Genomic DNA, 17,575 nt, shown 5'->3' with positions numbered 1-17,575 from the left:
GTCCCCGGCGGCATCGGTCACTCGCCGCCTGGACGGGCCATCTCCTGCGGGAAGGGGCGCACGAGGCGATCCAGGAAGTCGAATTGCCGGCCCTGGATGACGCTCCACCGAAGGTGGACCTGATCGCGATACAGCGGTCGCATCGCGGCGGTCGCCGCCGGGCAGATGTCCCCCTCACACATCCACGGGGCCGGTTCGAGCACCTCCGCGCCTATCTCCTGCGCCACGGCCCTCAGCCGGTCGTGGATCGGCTGGCTGAGCCGCCGGAAACGTCCCAGATCGATGGATTGCACGTCCGTCGTGTCCTGCCCCAGGTACAGGCGCTTCGCCAGTTCCTGAGGAAGGTCGACGTTACTGAACGGATAGGTGAGGAGGATGACCACCTCCGCCCCGGATCGCCGCACCCGCTCCAGCCGTTCTTTCAGGCGCCCCATCGACGCATCGAGCTGACCGGGCAGGGTCTCCGCCGTCCAATCCGCGCAGCGGTCGCCCTCGACGAAGCAGACGGTCTCTGCCGGGCGGAAATAGCCCGACCACAAGGAGGTGACGACCACGCGCCGATACGCCCCCGTCTCCGCCAGCGTCAGGGCATGATCGAGGAAGGTCCCGCACACGTCCCCCGGCCCGCGGCGCTTGGCACCGGGCAGGATCGGACAACCGCCCTGAGTCACGAAGGTCAGGTTCGGGCGGGCGATGCCCTCGCGCCCAGCCCATCGGCCATAGATCGCTTCGGCGATCGAGTCTCCGAGGAAGAGGACGTCACCCCGCGTCCCTCCCGGCTGCTGGCAGCCCCGCAGCACCCGATCCTGCTCCAGCCGCTCGCAATGTGCGGGGAATGCCCAGTCCGAACTGGCCGCGGCGAGATCCGCGAAGACCGCGGCGCGGTCCGGCCGACGCTCCTGGAGCCCCTGGTGGCGCACGGCGTAGCCGGACAAACCGGCAACCGCCCCGATCATCACGATCAGACCGAGGCGGCCGCTGCCCTGCCAGGACATGTCGGCGAACCGCGTCCGTTGCACGAGCCGGCCCATCAGGACCATGAGGACGAGGAGACCGATTCCAGCGACGGGCGGGACCGGCAGCGAGAAGTAATGGATCGCGACCGCGATGGGCCAGTGCCACAGGTAGATCGCGTAGGACCAGTCTCCGAGGAGCTGGGCGGCCGGAAACGCGATCAGCCGCGATGATGACCGGTTTGCCAGCAGGAACAGGCAGGTCGCCGCCACGGGCAGCGTGGCCCGATAGGAGGGCCAGGGCATGAAGGCATCGAAGCCGACGATGCAGAACAGCAGGACGGCGAGGCTCGCGACTTGGAGCGCCCGCGACGTCCGCTCGCGCGACCAGACGACCGGGTGCAGCGCGACGAGGCCGCCGGCGAGCATTTCCCAGGCACGGGTCGGCAAGAGGTAGAACGCCGCCGATTGGTAGGCCAACGGCGTCACGATGCACAGGGCCAACGACACTCCGCAGCCGAGCCAGATCAGCAGGCGCAACAGGCGCAGGCTCGGCGCGACTTTCCGTGCGGCCGCGAGAACCACAGGGTAGAGGATGTAGAACTGCCACTCGACCGAAAGCGACCACGTGTGCAGCAGCCATTTCAGATCGCTCTGCCGATCGAAGTACCCGGCTTCCTGATAGTATTGAATGTTGGAGTAGAAGCCGAGCGAGCCGATGATATGCCGGCACAACTGCTTGAGCGCGAGCGGATCGAGGAGAACGATCCCGAATATGAGCAGGGTCAGGCACAGGCCGAACAATGCCGGTACGATACGATCGAAGCGGGCGGCGTAAAATTGCAGGAATCCGAACCGGTGCTCCCGCAGGCGTCCGGCGATGATCCGCGTCATCAGGAAGCCGGAAATGACGAAGAAGATGTCGACGCCGACATACCCCCCCGCGAATCCGAAGACTTTATAATGAAACAATACGACAGCAACGACGGCGATCGCACGGATGAAATTGATGTCTTTACGAAAACTGGAGGCTTTCACGCCCGAAGCGACAGGGCGGCTGCGGTCAAACGCCTGCTTATCGATCAAATGTCGGCCGCCTTACGTAAATATTAGCAATCGCACTTTTTTACAAAATCGCAGAACATCAAGTCAATACCGTTTTTCGTGTTTCTACATTCACGAATACACTAATGTATCAAATGTGTGTGTGAATTGTTATTGATCTTCAATACGCATGAAGACCGCATCTAGACTGCATATAAGCGACAATAATCTTTACCTCACGAAAATGTGAAATCCTCTTGGTCTTTCCTCTTCTGACATCTGAATACTGAAAGGAAAGGTCGCGAATCTCGACTTTGGAAGCATACATCGACGATCGGTGCGCTCCGAGGGACATCGATGCGCGTGCCCTCGCATCGAACCGCTTCACTCGGTCACATACGGGCGGAAGCCCGGCTCGACTCGGAGCGAGGTCGGTCCCCAGGGTCCGCGAGCGCCTTCCGAGATCCGAAGGCTCTCCCGAAGGCCTCAGAGCGCGCGGTCCGAAGGGGTCGGCACGGCCGGTTCGCCGCGCTCGGCGGTGGCGGCCCGCGCGGCCTGGAGGAGGTCCTCGGCCAGGCTCGTGTCATCCACCGCCCGGGCCAGGACGACGGCGCCGACGAGCGTCGCGAGCTTGGCCAGGGCCCGCTGCCGGCGCCGCTCCTTCGCGCCCTGGGGGGAGAGTTCGGTCAGGAGGGTGAGGAGGTTGCGGACTCCCTGGGTGAAGCGCCCGCGCAGGAGGCTGCCCACCGGCTCGCGCGCGACGTCGTTCGCCAGCGCCGCGAGGGGACAGCCCATGCCGGGCGCCTGGACGTGCCCGAGGGACAGGTAGTTGCCGATCAGAGCGTCCACCGTTCCGCGCCTCTCCTCACCCAGGGCGGCGTCGAACGCCTCGACCGCGAGGGCATCCTTGCTGGCGAACTGGCCGTAGAATCCGCCATGGGTCAGCCCGGCCGAGGCCATGATGTCGGCCACGCCCACCCCATTCAGGCCGCGCTCCCGGAACAGGGCCGCGGCGACCTCGACGACGCGCTGGCGGTTGAGCCGGGCCTGCTCCTGCGAAACTCTCGGCATCGTGGCCCTCCTGCCGCCTGAACAGTCTTATATAGATGCGGATCGTCATCAAAACAGATCCGCCCCGGCATCGCCGTCAGGTTCCGCTCGCGTGCGGCGTCGCCGCGACCCCGACCGCGCCCTCCAGGCCGCGGGAGGCCCGCCCGACACGGAACCACAGGGCGTAGAGGGCGGGCAGGAACAGCAGGGTCAGGAGCGTGCCGACGCCGACGCCGCCGATCAGCACGTAGGCCAGCGCCCCCCAGAACACCGAGTGGGTGAGGGGAATGAAGGCCAGCATGGCGGCGGCCGCCGTCAGGATCACCGGGCGCGCCCGGCGCACGGTGGATTCCACGATGGCGTCGTAATCGCCCAGGCCCGCCGCCTGGTCGTGGTGGATCTGGTCCACCAGGATCAGGGTATTGCGCATCAGGATGCCCGACAGGGCGATCAGACCGAGGATCGCGTTGAACCCGAAGGGCTGATGGAAGAGCAGCAGGGTCGGTGCGGCACCCACGAGGCCCAGCGGCGCGGTGGCGAAGACCATGAACATGGTGGCGAACGAGCGCACCTGGATCATGATCACGGTCAGCGTCACGATCAGCATGATCGGGAACACCGCCACCAGGGACATCATCGCCTTCTCGCTCTCCTCCACCGCGCCCGCCGTGTCGATGCGGTAGCCCGGCGGGAGCTTGGCCTTGATCGGCGCCAGCAGGGGGAAGACCTGGGCGTGGATGTCCGGCGGCTGGCGGCCGTCGAGCACGTCGCCCTGGACGCGGATGTAGGTCTCCCGGTTGTAGCGCTTGAGCACCGCGTCCTCGGTGCGGCTCTCCAGGCGTGCCACCTGCGAGACCGGCACCTGGCGCCCGTCCTTCGTCGTCAGCGTCAGGTCGCCGATCTCGCCGAGCGAGCGCCGCTCGGGGCCGGGGCTGCGCAGGACGACGTCGACCGAGCGCAGGTTCTCGCGCACCTGGGTGGCGGGCGTGCCGTTGAGGTAGGCCTGCAGCTGCTGGCCGGCCTCCTTCGGGGTCAGCCCGATCAGGCGCAGGCGCTCCTGATCGAAGGCGAGGTGCAGGCTCGGGGTCTTGTCGCCCCAGTCCAGGTGGACGAGGCGCATGTTGGGATTGCCCGCCATGACCTCCCGGACTTCGGCGGCGATGCCGCGGATGACGTCGAGATCGGGTCCCACCACCCGGAAGGCGACCGGGAAGCGGATCGGCGGGCCGAACACGATCTGGAGCACGCGCACGCGGGCTTCCGGAAAGCGGCCGTCCTCGACGAGCTTGCGCACCTTGCCCCGCAAAGCGTCGCGGGCCGGGGCATCGGCGGTCTGCACCACGATCTGCGCGAAGGCCGGATCGGGCAACTCGGGGTCGAAGGAGAGCACGAAGCGGGGCATGCCCTGGCCGATGTAGCTCGTGATCTCCCCGGCCTCGGGCAGATCGCGGACGGCCGCCTCGATCCGCATGACGCTGGCCTCCGTCGTGGCGAAGGCCGAGCCCGCCGGCAGGGTCACTTCGACGATGAGCTCCGGACGCTCGGAATTCGGGAAGAACTGCTGCTCGACACGGCCCATCGCCACCACGGCCAGCGCGAACAGCCCCACGGTGATGCCGGCGGCCAGCCACTTGTGGTCGACGGACATCCGCACGACGCGGCGCAGGCGCTCGTAGGTCTTCGTGGCGTAGATCGCCTCGTGCCCGCCCTCCACCTTCTTGATGTTCGGCAGGAGCTTGACGCCGAGATAGGGCGTGAAGGTCACGGCCACGATCCAGGAGATGATCAGCGAGAAGGCCACCACCCAGAAGATGTTGCCGGCGTACTCGCCCGCCGTGGAGGCGGCGAAGCCCACCGGCAGGAAGCCCGCGATGGTCACCAGGGTGCCGGTGAGCATCGGCGCGGCGGTGGCGCTCCAGGCATAGGTCGCCGCCTCGATGCGGTCGGCGCCTTCCTCCATGCGCACCACCATCATCTCGATGGCGATGATGGCGTCGTCGACGAGGAGTCCGAGGGAGATGATCAGGGCCCCCAGCGTGATGCGGTCGAAGTCGCGCCCCGTGACCATCATCACCACGAACACCGCCGACAGGGTGAGCGGCACGGCCAGCGCCACCACGATGCCGACCCGGAAGCCGAGCGCCACCAGGGAGACGAAGATCACCACGCCGAGTGCGGTGAAGAACTTGACCATGAATTCGTGAATGGCGTCGTCGATGACCCTGGCCTGGTCCGTGATCTTGGTGAAGCCGATGCCGACCGGCGTCTCGTGATGGATCGCCACCTCCTCGGCGTTGAGCGCCTCGCCGAGCTTCAGGCCGTTGAAGCCGGGCTTCATCACGAGGCCGAGCATCAGGCCCGGCTCGCCGTCGTTGCGGATCGCGAAGGTCCTGGGGTCCTCGTAGCCGCGCTTGACCTCGGCGATGTCGCCGAGCTTCAGGCTGCGGTCGCCAGCGGCCAAGGGCAGGTCGCGGATGGCGTCGAGCCCGTCGATGGCCCCGTCGAGGCGCAGGTACACGCGCGGGCCCTCCGCCTCGACGAAGCCGGCCGGGGTCACGTCGTTCTGGTTGGCCAAAGCGGCGAGGAGCTGCTGGCCGGTGATGCCGAGGGTGGCGAGGCGCTGATAGGAGATCTCGACGAAGATCTTCTGGGCCTGCTCGCCCAGGATGTTGATCTTCTCGACACCCGGCACCCGCAGCAGGCGCTGGCGCAGGTCCTCGGCGCGCAACACGAGCTGGCGATGCGGCAAATCCCTGGCCTGTACGGCGTAGAGGGCGAAGTAGATGTCCGAGAACTCGTCGTTGAAGAGCGGCCCCAACACCCCGCGCGGCAGGCTGGAGGCCTGGTCGGAGAGCTTCTTGCGGGTCTGGTAGAACTCCGACTGGAGCTTGGCCGGGGGCATCGAATCCTTGAAGATGACCTTGGTCACCATCAGGCCGGGGCGCACCGTGGTCTCGGCGCGGTCGTAGTAGACGAGCTCCTGCAGGCGCTTCTCCAGAGGATCGGCGACCTGTCGCTGCATCTCCTCGGCGGTGGCGCCGGGCCAGGCGGCCGAGACGGTCATGACCTTGACGGTGAAGGCCGGGTCCTCCGCCCGCCCGAGCTTCTCGAAGGCGAAGAATCCCGCGCCCGTCAGCGCGATCAGCAGGAACAGCGTGACGGCCCGCTCACGGACGGCCAGGGCCGAGAGGTTGAAGCCGCTCATCGCACCACCCCCGTCATGCTGGCGGGCGCCTGGCGCACCTTCTGATCGGCCTTGAGGAGATGGGCGCCGAGCGCCACGATCCGGTCGCCGGGGCTCAGGCCGGCGACGATCTCGGCGCGCTCCTCGCCAATGCGGGCGACCTGCACGGCCTGCGGGCGCACGGTCTCGCTGGCGGCGTCGTAGCGCCAGACCGCGGTGCCGCGCCCCTGGTCGAAGAGGGCGCCGAGGGGGACCTCCACGCTGGCGGTGCGGGTCGTCGCGCGCTCCTTGAGCTGCAGGGTGACGGTGGCGCCCAGCGGCGCGGCCTCGCCGCCGCCCGAGAGGATGTAGCGTGCGCGGTAGGTGCGCGTGGCCGGATCGGCGGTGGCGGACAATTCGCGCAGGCGCGCCGGATAGGTCGCCGCCCCCTCGGCGTAGAGGGTCGCGGACGCCTCGCCCTCGGCGGCGCGGCGGCTGCCCTCGGGCAGGAACACCTCGGCCTCGCGCGCGCCGTCCCGGGCGAGCTTGACCACGGTCTGGCCGGCCGCGACCACCTGGCCGGGCTCGGAGGGCACCTCCATGACGACGCCGTCGGCATCGGCCTGGAGCTCGGCATAGCCCGCCTTGTTCTGGATCTGGCTCGCCTGGGCCTCGGCATTGGCGAACTGGGCGATGGCGGCATCGGCCGCGCCCTTGTTCTGGTCGTAGGTCTGCCGGGAGGTCCAGCCGTCGGCCACGAGCTTGCGGCTGCGCTCCTCGTCGGCCTTGGCCTTGATCATCTGGGCGCGGGCGGCCTCGACGGAGGCGCGGGCGGCGTTGAGGGCGAGGGTGAAGTCGGTGCGGTCGAGGCGCATCAGGGGCTGGCCGAGACGCACGCGGTCGCCCGGATCGACGAGTCGCTCGAAGATCTTGCCGCTGACCCGGAAGCCGAGATTGCTCTCGGTGCGGGCCCGGATCACGCCGGTGTAGCGCGAGACCGCGCCGGGTCCCGCCGCGACCTCGGCGATCTGGACGAGGGGCGGCTCCGGCGTCACCGCCGTCTCCGCCGGCGAGCAGGCCGCCAGGGCGAACGCGGCGAACCCGGGCGCGAACCACTTCTGCATAACCCATCCTCCGCAGCCGAACCGCCACCGCATTAAAATTATGATCGTAATTTATTTGATCGGGGGCAGGGGTCAAGGGCCGTCGGATGCCGCGGGTGCGGATGGACACGCGGGCAGGGGATGAACCGGAGCGCTTCCGTCCGCTGTGCCGTCGCGCGGCCCGCGTTCCTACGGGTGCCCGGCGGTTCCTGCGGGCGCCGGCCGGACCACCAGCGAGGCCAGCACCACCGCCGTGAAGAAGAGGAAGTACTGGTTGACCGAGAGTTCCTCGAACATCATCGAGGGCACCAGGAACAGGGCGCTGTAGGCGACAAGGGGGCCGGCGGCGGCGGGAGCGCGGGCGATGCGCACCAGGGCGGCGAGCAGCAGCAGGGCGGCCGCGACGCCGCTCTGGAGCGACAGCGAGATGAAGCCGTTATGCGGCGTCACCAGACCGGTGAGGGCACGGAGTTCCTCGCGCCGGGTCGTCTCCCCGACGCCGAACGGATACTCGGCCACGAGCTGCAGCGCCGTGAAGCCGGAGATGAAGCGCTCATCGGCATTGCCCGAGACGTTCCCGTCGCCGGCAAAGCGCGCCTCGATCGTCTGCGCCAGCTTCTGCGGCAGGGGAATCTCGCCCGTCATCGAGAAGGCGATGAGCAGGATGCCGACCACGCCGAGCACGGGCAGCACCACCTGCAGACGGACGTTGCGGCGCATCAGCACCAGCAGGATCAGCACCGGCATGAACAGGCCGGAACGGTTGTTGGTCAGGGGAAAGCTCGCCAGCAGGGCCACGAAATAGGCGAAGTAGATCAGGTTCAGGCGATAGCGCAGACTGAGAAGGAGGGCCGCGACTCCCCCGAGGGCGAAGACATGGCCGGTCTCGTTGCCGGAGGCCCAGAGGCCACCCTGCTTGTCCTCGACGAAGAGCTTGAGTTCCTCGTCCAGGCCGTCGGTCGGGACGCCGAGGCCGAAGCGGTCCAGCGGCAGTCCGGAGGACGAGAGCAGCAGGACGACCAGAGAGCCGCCGAGGCCCGCGAGAAGGCCCCAGCAGAAGGCGTTCTCCAGGCTCCGGTCGCGGAACATCACGAGCAGGATCATCGCCAGAACGAAGTAGAGCAGCAGGACGAGGGTCAGGTAGACGTCGCCCGCCTGGATCTCGGCCTTCAGCACCAGCGAGAGGGCGATCAGGATGCCGACGGCGCCCATCGGCACGGCCTGGCGGAGGCCCTCGGCGATCACCGCGCGCCGCAGGCCGAACCAAGGGATGAGGAGGAAGGGCAGGAGGTCGGACAAGCGCTGGAACGGCAGCCCGAAGCTCGAGGTGAGCACGTTGAGCTGCAGGGCGACGCCGAACAGGAACACGGCCGCGCGGTCGGCCGCGACCGGTACGGCCCGCGCTCCCGCCCTGCCCGCCGTGGCCGGCCCCGCTGATCCCGTCATCGTCCCGGACCCTCTCGCCTGTCCGCCACCCGGCCGGGCGCCTGGGCTCCGCCGCGCACAGTCTCGCGCGCAAAGGTTTGTGAAGCGTGCAGGCGCCCGGGCACGGGCGGCTCAGCCGCGCCGGCGGACGAAGAACCCGAGGGCCGAACGGACGGTCGGACGCATGAAGATCAGGGCGAGGGCGCCGTAGGCCAGCATGCCGAGGGTCACGCAGGCGAAGAGCCCGAGGCGGTCGCCCAGAGCGTCGTGGATCGGCGCCTGCACCAGCAGCACCAGGGCCGCCATGGCGCCGGCGCAGGCGGTGGCCGGCATCAGCACCCCGACGAGGCGTCCGTTGCTCACCGGCACGAAGCGCCCGGCCCGCAGGACGATCAGGGGCGAGAACAGGTAGGCCCGCACCACGTGGCCGATCACGAGGGCCGGGAGCCCGAAGGGTCCGGTGAGGATCGCCGCCACGGCGCCGAGGCCGAACTGGGCCCCGGCGAGCTTCAGGGCCGTGCCGCTGCGCCCCAATGCCGTGAAGATCATCCACAGCATGGAGGTGACGACGAATTCCGGCGCCAACAGGGAGAGGATGCGCAGCACCGGCGCCGCGTCGTGCCACTGGTCGCCGAACAGGAACGGGATCAGCGTCGGGGCCACCGCCGCCATGCCGAAGAAGGCCGGCAGCGCCAGGAAGGCGGAGGTCCGGGTGAAGTCGTGGAAGGCGGCGGCGAGGTCGGCCGGGCGGTCCTGCAGGCGGGCATAGGTGGTGAGCCCCACGGCCGAGAACGGGATGACCGCGACCTGGCTCACGAGGTCGATGCAGCGCCAGGCGAGGCGCAGGTGCCCGACATCGGCGGTCGACAGGAAGTAGGCGGCGATCACCTCCTGGCTGCGAATCGAGAAGACCAGCAGCAGGTTCGTGGAGAAGACCCGGGAGCCGAAGGCGATCTGTCGGCGCGCCGCCGGGATGTCCAGGCGCCGGGCCGGGACCCAGGGCATCGCCGCCCAGGTCAGGAGCGTGGTCGCGCCGGTGGCGACGAGGCGCTGGACCACGAGACTCCAGACTCCGTAATCCGCGAGCGCCAGCGCCAGGGCGGCGGCGCCTCCGAGGAGGTTGGCGCCGAGCGCCCGGAGGGCGAGCTTGCGGAAGCCGAAGCTGCGCTGGAGGCGCGCCTCGTGGATCGCGCCGAAGGCCGAGATCACGAAGCAGGCGGAGAGGGCGCAAAGGGCCGGTCGCAGCTCGGGCAGGTCCAGAAGCCAGGCGATCGGCCAGGACAGCCCGACGAGGGCCGCCGCGTAGACGACGCTGGAGCCCAGCGTCACCCAGAAGGCCGTAGCGGCGAAGTCCTCGTCGAGGTCCGCCCGCTGGACCACCGCGTCGGGCAGGCCGCCGCGGGCGACGATCTGCAGGATGTCGATGAAGACCGCCGCGACGGCGACGAGGCCGAATTCGGCGGGCTCGATCAGCCGGGCCAGGACCAGGAACACCCCGAAGCTGAGGATGACGTTGCCCACGGAGGCCAGCGCCACCCAGCGGGCCGCCGCGAAGGAGCGGCCCGAGACGTCCGGCTCGTCGGTGACGCCGAGGGAGGCCGATGCCGTCGCAGCCTGTCCCGGAAGCAGTGCGGTGGCGCTCACGCGCGGTCGGCCCGGCGCTCGTCCACAAGCTCGGCGTAGAGGTCCAGGTACTTCTCGGCGACGCGCTCCGAGGTCGATTCGCGAATGACGTGCTGGAAGCTGCGTTCGTCCGGCAGGCCGACGCGGCCGCGGGCGATCACGGCCCGAAGGCGCTCGGCGAGTTCGGCCTCTTCGCCGGGCGTGAAGAGCCACTCGGCGTTGTCCTCGCCGATCAGTTCGGGGATGCCGCCCGAGGCCGCGCCGATCACCGGCACGCCCATGACGTAGGCCTCGTAGATCGTCCGCGGCGAGGGCTCGGCCCAGAACGAGGGCACGATGAGCACGTCGATCTCGCTGAGGAAGTCGGCGGGCTTGGCCCAGCCCACGAACTCGATGGGCAGGCCCTCGGCCCGCGCCTTGAACCGGTCGATCGAGTCGTCCATCGCTTGGCCGGCCACGAGGCAGCGCCAATTCCCGGGCCCGACCGCGCGGAACGCGTCGACGAGGGTGCCGACGCCCTTCTCGACGTTGATGCGGCCGAGATAGCCGAAGGTCATCGGCCGGCCGGTGCGGTCGATCCGCCGCCGCGCCTCGGGGTCGCCGTCCGGCACCGTGCAGGAATAGTAGATCACCCGCCGGCGCTCAGGCGCGAGGTGACGGAACAGGCCGTGGTTCACGTGGGTCTTCAGGATCTCCGTCCCGACGCTGACCACGGCGCCCACCGCCCGGTTGGTGATCTGCTTGGTGGCGTTCACCAGCTTGCAGCCCAGGTGCCAGTGCGTGCAGGGCTTGCCGTGCCGGAACATCGCGGCATTGCCGCAGATCAGGTCGTACTCGCAGACCGTGTGGACGATCGGGATGCCGCGCTTGGCCGCCTCGCGCCAGACCAGGGTCGAGACGTCGAGGAGCGAGTGCGTGTTGACGATGTCGGGCCGGAAATCGTCGAGGACGCGGCCGAACTCGGCGGCGATGGCGAAGTTCCACTGCTGCTTCAGCTTCGCCCAGGTGCGGCCGACCCGCGTCGCCTTCGGCCAGTCCTCCAGCCAGAAGTCGTTGTTGTGGGCCATGCGGTAGACGGTGACGCCGTTGCGCACGGTCTTGGGCTCGGGCTCCCGGGCGATGCAGGCCGCCGCCACCGTGTGGCCGGCCGCCACCAGTTCCTCGGCGAGATGCTCCACCGAGCGTTCGGCGCCGCCGACGATGTAGGGCGGGTAGAGCGCACTGAGATGCAGGATGCGCAAGGGGCCGGTCGCGGCGGTCCGGGCGGCGCTTCCTGCGCCGCGCACCTCGGGAGTGGACGCGGGCGAGGGCTCCAGCAGGGCGCGGGCGAGGCCCGGGGTCGCCATTGCCGACGGAGTCATGGGGGAAGCGGTCATGGACGGCACTCGTCGAGACGCGGGGGCTCGGGGAAGGCCGCCGGCGGGAGAGGATGGGAACGCGCCGCGCCGCGGGCGCGAACGGCGGCGTAGAGGTCGAGATAGGCGTCGGCGACGGCAGCCGGGTCGGTGCCGTCCCGAACGGCCCCGGCGCGGGCCAGGCCCTCGGGAAGGCGGCCCGGCTCGTCGACGAGCCGCGCCATCGCGGCGGCGAGGGCCGGAGCGTCGCCGGGGGGCACGAGCCAGGGGCCGGGGCCGACCTGCTCGCCGATCCCGCCCACCGCCGTGCCGATCACCGGCACGGACCGGCCATAGGCCTCGGCCACCGTCCGGCCGAACGCCTCCGGCCAGACCGGCGGGACGACGAGGCAGTCGATGGCATCGAGGAAAGCATCCTTGTCGGCATACCCGACAAACGTTACCGGCAACCCTTCGGCCAGGGCGCGATAGCGGTCGAGGCCGTCCGCAGCCTGGCCGGCGACGACGAGGCGCCAGCCCTCCGCCGGCAGGCGGCGGCAGGCCTCCAGCAGGATGTCGGTGCCCTTGGAGGGCTCGATGCGTCCGAGGCAGCCGAACACGACCGGGGCACCCGGCCGGCGCGGCTGCCGGACCGAGGGGCCGCCGGCGGCGATCGGGTTCCAGATCACCCGTCGGAGCCGCTCGGGAACGTCCGCGAAGAACCCGGCCGCCAGGTGTCGGCCCAGGATGTCGGTGCCGACCGCCGCGACGGCCGAGACGGCCTGCTGGCAGTGGCGATGGGGCGTCGCGTAGAGGCGGCACTTCAGGTGCTGGCCGGCGCAGGCCCGTCCGTGCCGTGACATCGCGCCGTTGGTGCACAGGCTGGTGAAGTCGTGGAGCGTGTGGACCACCGGAAGTCCGAGGCGCCGGAGCATCGGCCAGATGGCCGGTGGGATCTCCGAGATCGAATGGGTGTTCACCACGTCGGGTGCGAAGTCGCGGACCGCCGCCTGCAGCCCGGCGAGGGTGTGCCGGTTCCACTGGGTCGCGAGCTTGTAGCGGAGGCGGTCGAGGCGCCCGTGCTGCGGCCAGTCGAGGCGGTGGAAGGGGGTACCGTATCCGGTCCGGTAGACGGTGACCCCGTCCTGGAGGGCCGGCGCTTCCACACGGCGCGAGGCGCAGGCCACCGCCACGGCGTGGCCGAGGCCGGCCTGGGTCCGGGCGAGGGTCTCGACCATGAGTTCTGCGCCGCCGACCTGCTCGGGCGCGTAGAGGGAGCTAAGGTGCAGGATGCGCATCGGCGGCCTCCCCGGCGGAGATCGGGCGAGCGGCGTCCCGCACGGCGTCGAGGAGCACGCCCTCGTAGCGCCTCGCGGTCTCGGCCCAGTCGTAGCGGCGCACATTGGCGTGGCCGCGGGCGATCAGCGCGGCGTGCAGGCCGGGCTCGCGGAGGAGGCGGCGCAGGGCCGCCGCGAGGGCACCGGCGTCGGCGGGGTCGAAGGTCAGCGCCCCGGCGCCCGCGATCTCGGGCGTCGCCGAGCGGTCCGAACACAGAACCGGACAGCCCAGCGCCTGCGCCTCCAGGACCGGCAGGCAGAACCCCTCGGCGAAGGACGGCACGCACAGGCACAGGGCGCCGCGGTAGAGGGCGGCGAGGCGGTCCTCGCCGATGCGCGTGAGCCGTGTCAGCCGCACCGGTGCCCCGGCCAGGGCGGCCGCGATGGTCTCCCGTTCATCATCGCCGACATGCACGATGGCGAGGTCGGGATGGGTATGGGCAAGGGCCGCGACGGCCTGCGCCAGGGTGGCGAAGTTCTTGTTGTGGGTGGCGTTGCCCACCGCCAGGACGTAGGCGCCGAGGGCGGTCTCCGGCGCGGCGCCCGCCGCCGACGCGTCGAGCATCGCCGCCGAGGGAACGGTCCTGACCCGGCCGCGCAGGGACGGGTAGAACCGCTCGAGGCTCCCCCGGGTGGCGTCCGAGACCGCGACCACCCGGGCGCTGTTGCCGAGAACCAGCCGGAAGATCAGGTCGGTCGTCACGGCTTCGCGCCGTCCGGTGCTCTCGGGGATCGTGCGGAAGTAGAGGTCGTGCACGACGCTGACCCGAGCGCGGCCGCCGAAGGCCGCGCCGTAGGGGTCGGCGTTCAGCACCACGTCGATCGCTTGCGCCCGGCACAGGGCAGGAACGGTGAATGCCTGGCGCAGGACGTCGAGGATCATCAGGCGCGGGCGCGGCACGGTGACGACCTCGACCCGGTCGCGGATCGTCTCGGGCAGTTGTGCGCGCGTCCAGGGCGAGCGCAGGACGACCGAGACGTTGCCCCGGTCGAGCAGCCCCGCGATCACCCGGAAGGCGACCAGCGCCACGCCGGACGGGCGGCCGCCGTGCTGGCTCGGCATGTTGACGAGGACGCGGGTCATCGTGGCTCGACGGCTCCGGAGGAGAGGGGTGCCCGTCTGCGTCACGCGCGGGCTGCGACCTGGCGGACCAGAGCGGCGAGATCGTCCTGCATCCGGGCGGCCCCGTAGCGGGCGAGGGCGCGCTCGCGGGCGAGGCGGGTGCGTCCGGCGAAGGCCTCCGGGCGCGCCAGGAGCTCGGCGAGGGCGGCGGCGATGCGGTCGGGCCGGCGCGGCGGCACAAGGGTGCCGAAGGCGCCGCCGTCGAGGATCTCGCTGGAGGCGCCGGCATCGGTGGCGACCACCGGCACGCCCGCCAGCATCGCCTCCACGAGGGTCCGGCCGAACGGCTCGGGGTCGACGGAGGGATGGATCACGGCGTCGACGGCCTGCATCAGGCGGGGCACGTCGCTGCGTTGGCCGAGGAACAGCACCCGGTCGGCGACATCCCGGGCCGCCGCGAGGTCGCGCAGCCCCGCCGCGTAGGCATCCTCGCCGAACAGGGCCGAGCCCACCACCACGCAGCGCAAGCCCGGCACCTGCGCCAGCGCCTCGATCACGACGTCCTGCCCCTTCCAGGGCGCGAGACGGCTGAACACGCCGACGAGGGGCCCGCCGGGCAGGCCGAGCTCCGCCCGCAATGCCGCCGCGGGGCGTGGGTCGAGGGTCAGGTCGAGGCCGTTCGGCACCACCGTCACGCGGTCCCGGCGCCCGCCGGCCTGCACAAAGGCCCCGGCGGCGGCCTGCGAGGGGACGATCACCTGCGCCGCGCAGGCATTCGCGAGCCGTGCCTGGACGATCCGCTGCGCCCGGCCGAAATGGGCGCCGTCGAGGATGTCGTGCAGGTGCCAGATGAGGGGACGGCCGACGAGGCGGGCGGGCAGCGCCGCGAGCAGGAAGGCCTTCTGCGAGTTGGCGTAGACGACGTCGCAGGTCCGCGCCGCCCGGGCGAGGTCGAGCCCGAGCCGGGCGAGACGCCCGAGCACCGGAAGGGCACGCAAGGGGGAGACGTCGCGGCGCAGGCCCGAGAGGTCGGCGCCCGGCGCGGCGAGCTCGACGCTCAGGCCGGCCTCCCGCAGGGCCTCGGCGAGGGGGCCGCGCTCGAACAGGAAGGCCGCGGACCCTGGCCAAGCCCGCACGACGTCGCGCAGGACGAGTTCGGCCCCCGACATCGTGCCGGTGTGGCTGACGAACAGCACCCGCGGGCGGGTGCCGCGCGTCTCGACCGGAACCGTGGCGCACGCCGGGTCGAGGTCGGCGGCAGTGGCGAGCGTTCCGGCCATCAGGCGGCTTCCACGCGGTTCGGCAGGGACCGGGGCATCGCGTCGTAGGTCGGCTGGCCGCCCGGCTTCACCATCGTCATGGCGATGCCGAGCACGGCGCCGCCGGCCCTGCGCAGGCTCGAGACGGTCTCGATGGTGTCGGAGAGCTGCGAGCGGCCGTAGCGGGTGCAGCAGAGCACGCCGTCGACGTGGCGGGCGAGCATGCAGGCATCCATCAGCAGGCTGGTCGGCGGGCTGTCGAGGAGCACGAGGTCGTAGCGTCGGCTCCAACGCAGGAGGTGCGCCATGCGCTGGCTCATCAGGAGCTCGGTCGAGTCCGGCGTCGGCATGCCGGCCGGGATGACGTCGAAGCCGTCTTTCGTGATGATGGCCTCGGGTGCATCGATTTCCCCGCGCAGGATGCCGGCGAGGCCCGCGCTGCGGCCGAGGCCGAGGGAGGCCTCAAAGTTCGGCCGGCGCAGATCGCACTCGATCACCAGGACCCGGCGGCCGCTCGCGGCGCTGAGGCCGGCGATGGCGAAGGTCGTGAAGGACTTGCCTTCGCGGGGCTTGCCCGAAGTCACCAGGACCGTGCGTGAGCCGTCGCCGCCCGCCAGGAACAGGTGGGCGTGCAGGGTGCGCAGAACGTTGCGCATGCCCGGGTCGGCCTGTGCCCGCTGCAGGGCCTCGGCCAGGGGAAGTTCGCGGCGCCGGTCGGACAGGCGACCCATCAGGCCGCCGGCCGTGAGGCAGGGCAGCTGGGCGAAGACCGGGGCGCCGGTGCCGGCCACGAGCTGGGCGGGGGTGCGGACCCGACGGTCCGCGAGGTCGCGCAGGAGGGCGGCGCCGGCGGCCAGCACGGTCGCCAGCACGAAGGCGCCGGCGAGGAACGGAACGGGCTTGGGCGAGAACGCCTCCTGCGGCACCTCGGCCAGACTGACGAGGCGGGTGCTGCCGGTGAGGATGCGCCGCTCGGTCTCGAGTTCGCTCGCCCGCTTCACGAGGTCGGCGTAGCGGGCGCGCTTGATCTCGGCGTTGCGGACCATGCCCTCGATCGAAGCCTCGTCGTCCATGGCGGCCGCGGCCTCGGACTTGGCGCTCTCCATCTGGGCCCGCAGGGACCGGGCCAGAGTGCTGGAGGCCTCGTAGGTCTTGCGCAGGCCGTCGGCGACGTTGGCGAGTTCCCGGTCGATCCGGGCGCGCAGGCTGGCTTGCTCGGTCTGGAGGGCGCGCACGGTGGGGTGGTTAGGACCGAGCAGGGTGCTCTGGTTGGCGAGCTGGGCGCTGACGCCGCTGATCTGCTGCTTGAGGTCGCCCACCGCGCGGCTGGCGAGCGCGGCCGGGGCGCTGTCGGACCCGCGGCGCCGGTCGGCCTCGATCTCCTTGAGGCGCGCGGCCGCATCCGCCTTGGCGCCCTCGGCGGCCGCGAGTTGCTGGCTGATGCCGGTGAGACGCTCGGCGCTGATCGGCCCGGTCGCGCCCTTCACGAGGCCCTTGCGGCGGCGGAAGGCCTGGATGCGCGCCTCGTCATCGCGGATCGAGGCATCGAGCTGCTTGATCTCGGTGAACAGCCAGTCCGTGGCGGCCTTGCGGCTCGAGGCCTGCGCGTTGCGCTGGTCCTCCAGGAAGGCGTTGATCAGGGCGTTGGCCATCGTCTGCGCCACCTCCGGCAGCGGCGACTTGTAGCCGATGGCGATGACGCGCGAGCGGCCGGCGCTGCCGACCATGTAGCGCTTCTGGAGATACTCCACGAGGGCGTCGCGATCGCTGCCGAGCTTGGCGCAGACGGCGTTCTTCTTCTCGGTGATACGGTCGGGCCGTCCGCGGGTCATGGCATCACGGCACTCGGCCATCACCGCCTCGGCGAGGCCGCTCTCGGCAGCCAGGCGCATGAGGCGGGGAGACCGGATCACCAGGATCTGGCTCTCGAGATCGGCAGGGTCGCCGAGCTTCTGGATCCAGGCCATGGAGGCGTTGTTCGCGCCGGGCTCGGGCTCGGCCACGATGACGGAGCCACTGGCAACGTACTGGGCGGGCGTGCGGATCAGGAAGGCCACCGCGAGCCCGAGGACGGCGACGAAGACGCTCGCGAACAGGATGCGCCGGCGCCAGATCTTCAGGAGCGGCGCCATCAATGCGCCGCCGCGCTCACGGTCCAGCTCGGGCGCGCGCCCGGCGGCCGGAACCCTTTCGGGCATGTCGAGGGTGAGGAGGGACATGC

General features: G+C 70.6%; 11 protein-coding genes. All 11 read right to left on the bottom strand.

Annotated features, from left to right (window positions below):
- Nucleotides 1-17: 17 nt before the first annotated feature.
- Nucleotides 18-2,039, bottom strand: a complete 2,022-nt coding sequence (locus tag AC0IWM_RS16670) for an acyltransferase family protein (protein WP_471756828.1) — start codon at nt 2,037-2,039, stop codon at nt 18-20.
- 444 nt (nt 2,040-2,483) lie between these two features.
- The gene (locus tag AC0IWM_RS16665; RefSeq protein WP_471756826.1) at nt 2,484-3,068 is read right to left on the bottom strand and encodes a TetR family transcriptional regulator; all 585 of its coding nucleotides are present in this window, start codon (nt 3,066-3,068) and stop codon (nt 2,484-2,486) included.
- A gap of 76 nt (nt 3,069-3,144) precedes the next feature.
- Entirely contained in the window at nt 3,145-6,252 is a 3,108-nt protein-coding gene (locus AC0IWM_RS16660; RefSeq protein ID WP_471756824.1) for an efflux RND transporter permease subunit, read from the bottom strand.
- Nucleotides 6,249-7,334, bottom strand: a complete 1,086-nt coding sequence (locus tag AC0IWM_RS16655; protein ID WP_471756822.1) for an efflux RND transporter periplasmic adaptor subunit — start codon at nt 7,332-7,334, stop codon at nt 6,249-6,251. Before AC0IWM_RS16655 ends, AC0IWM_RS16660 begins: the two co-directional genes overlap by 4 nt.
- Nucleotides 7,335-7,502: 168 nt before the next feature.
- Nucleotides 7,503-8,759, bottom strand: a complete 1,257-nt coding sequence (locus tag AC0IWM_RS16650) for an O-antigen ligase family protein (RefSeq protein ID WP_471756820.1) — start codon at nt 8,757-8,759, stop codon at nt 7,503-7,505.
- Between the two features lie 111 nt (nt 8,760-8,870).
- Nucleotides 8,871-10,382, bottom strand: a complete 1,512-nt coding sequence (locus AC0IWM_RS16645) for a lipopolysaccharide biosynthesis protein (protein WP_471756818.1) — start codon at nt 10,380-10,382, stop codon at nt 8,871-8,873.
- Complete coding sequence (locus tag AC0IWM_RS16640) at nt 10,379-11,602, bottom strand: glycosyltransferase family 4 protein (protein ID WP_471756934.1); 1,224 nt, start codon at nt 11,600-11,602, stop codon at nt 10,379-10,381. Before AC0IWM_RS16640 ends, AC0IWM_RS16645 begins: the two co-directional genes overlap by 4 nt.
- A 131-nt stretch (nt 11,603-11,733) precedes the next feature.
- Complete coding sequence (locus AC0IWM_RS16635; protein WP_471756816.1) at nt 11,734-12,993, bottom strand: glycosyltransferase family 4 protein; 1,260 nt, start codon at nt 12,991-12,993, stop codon at nt 11,734-11,736.
- On the bottom strand, nt 12,974-14,116 hold the full coding sequence (locus AC0IWM_RS16630) for a glycosyltransferase family 4 protein (protein WP_471756814.1): 1,143 nt from the start codon (nt 14,114-14,116) through the stop codon (nt 12,974-12,976). Before AC0IWM_RS16630 ends, AC0IWM_RS16635 begins: the two co-directional genes overlap by 20 nt.
- A gap of 41 nt (nt 14,117-14,157) precedes the next feature.
- Entirely contained in the window at nt 14,158-15,264 is a 1,107-nt protein-coding gene (locus tag AC0IWM_RS16625; protein ID WP_471756932.1) for a glycosyltransferase, read from the bottom strand.
- A 110-nt stretch (nt 15,265-15,374) separates the two neighbouring features.
- Nucleotides 15,375-17,573 carry a GumC family protein gene (locus tag AC0IWM_RS16620; RefSeq protein WP_471756812.1) on the bottom strand — a complete coding sequence of 733 codons (2,199 nt, stop codon included), beginning with the start codon at nt 17,571-17,573 and terminating at the stop codon, nt 15,375-15,377.
- Nucleotides 17,574-17,575 lie beyond the last annotated feature (2 nt).

The organism is Methylobacterium sp. AC433 (assembly GCF_979253015.1).
The sequence above is the reverse complement of the archived record's forward strand: the minus strand, read 5'-3'. Positions and strand labels throughout refer to the sequence as shown.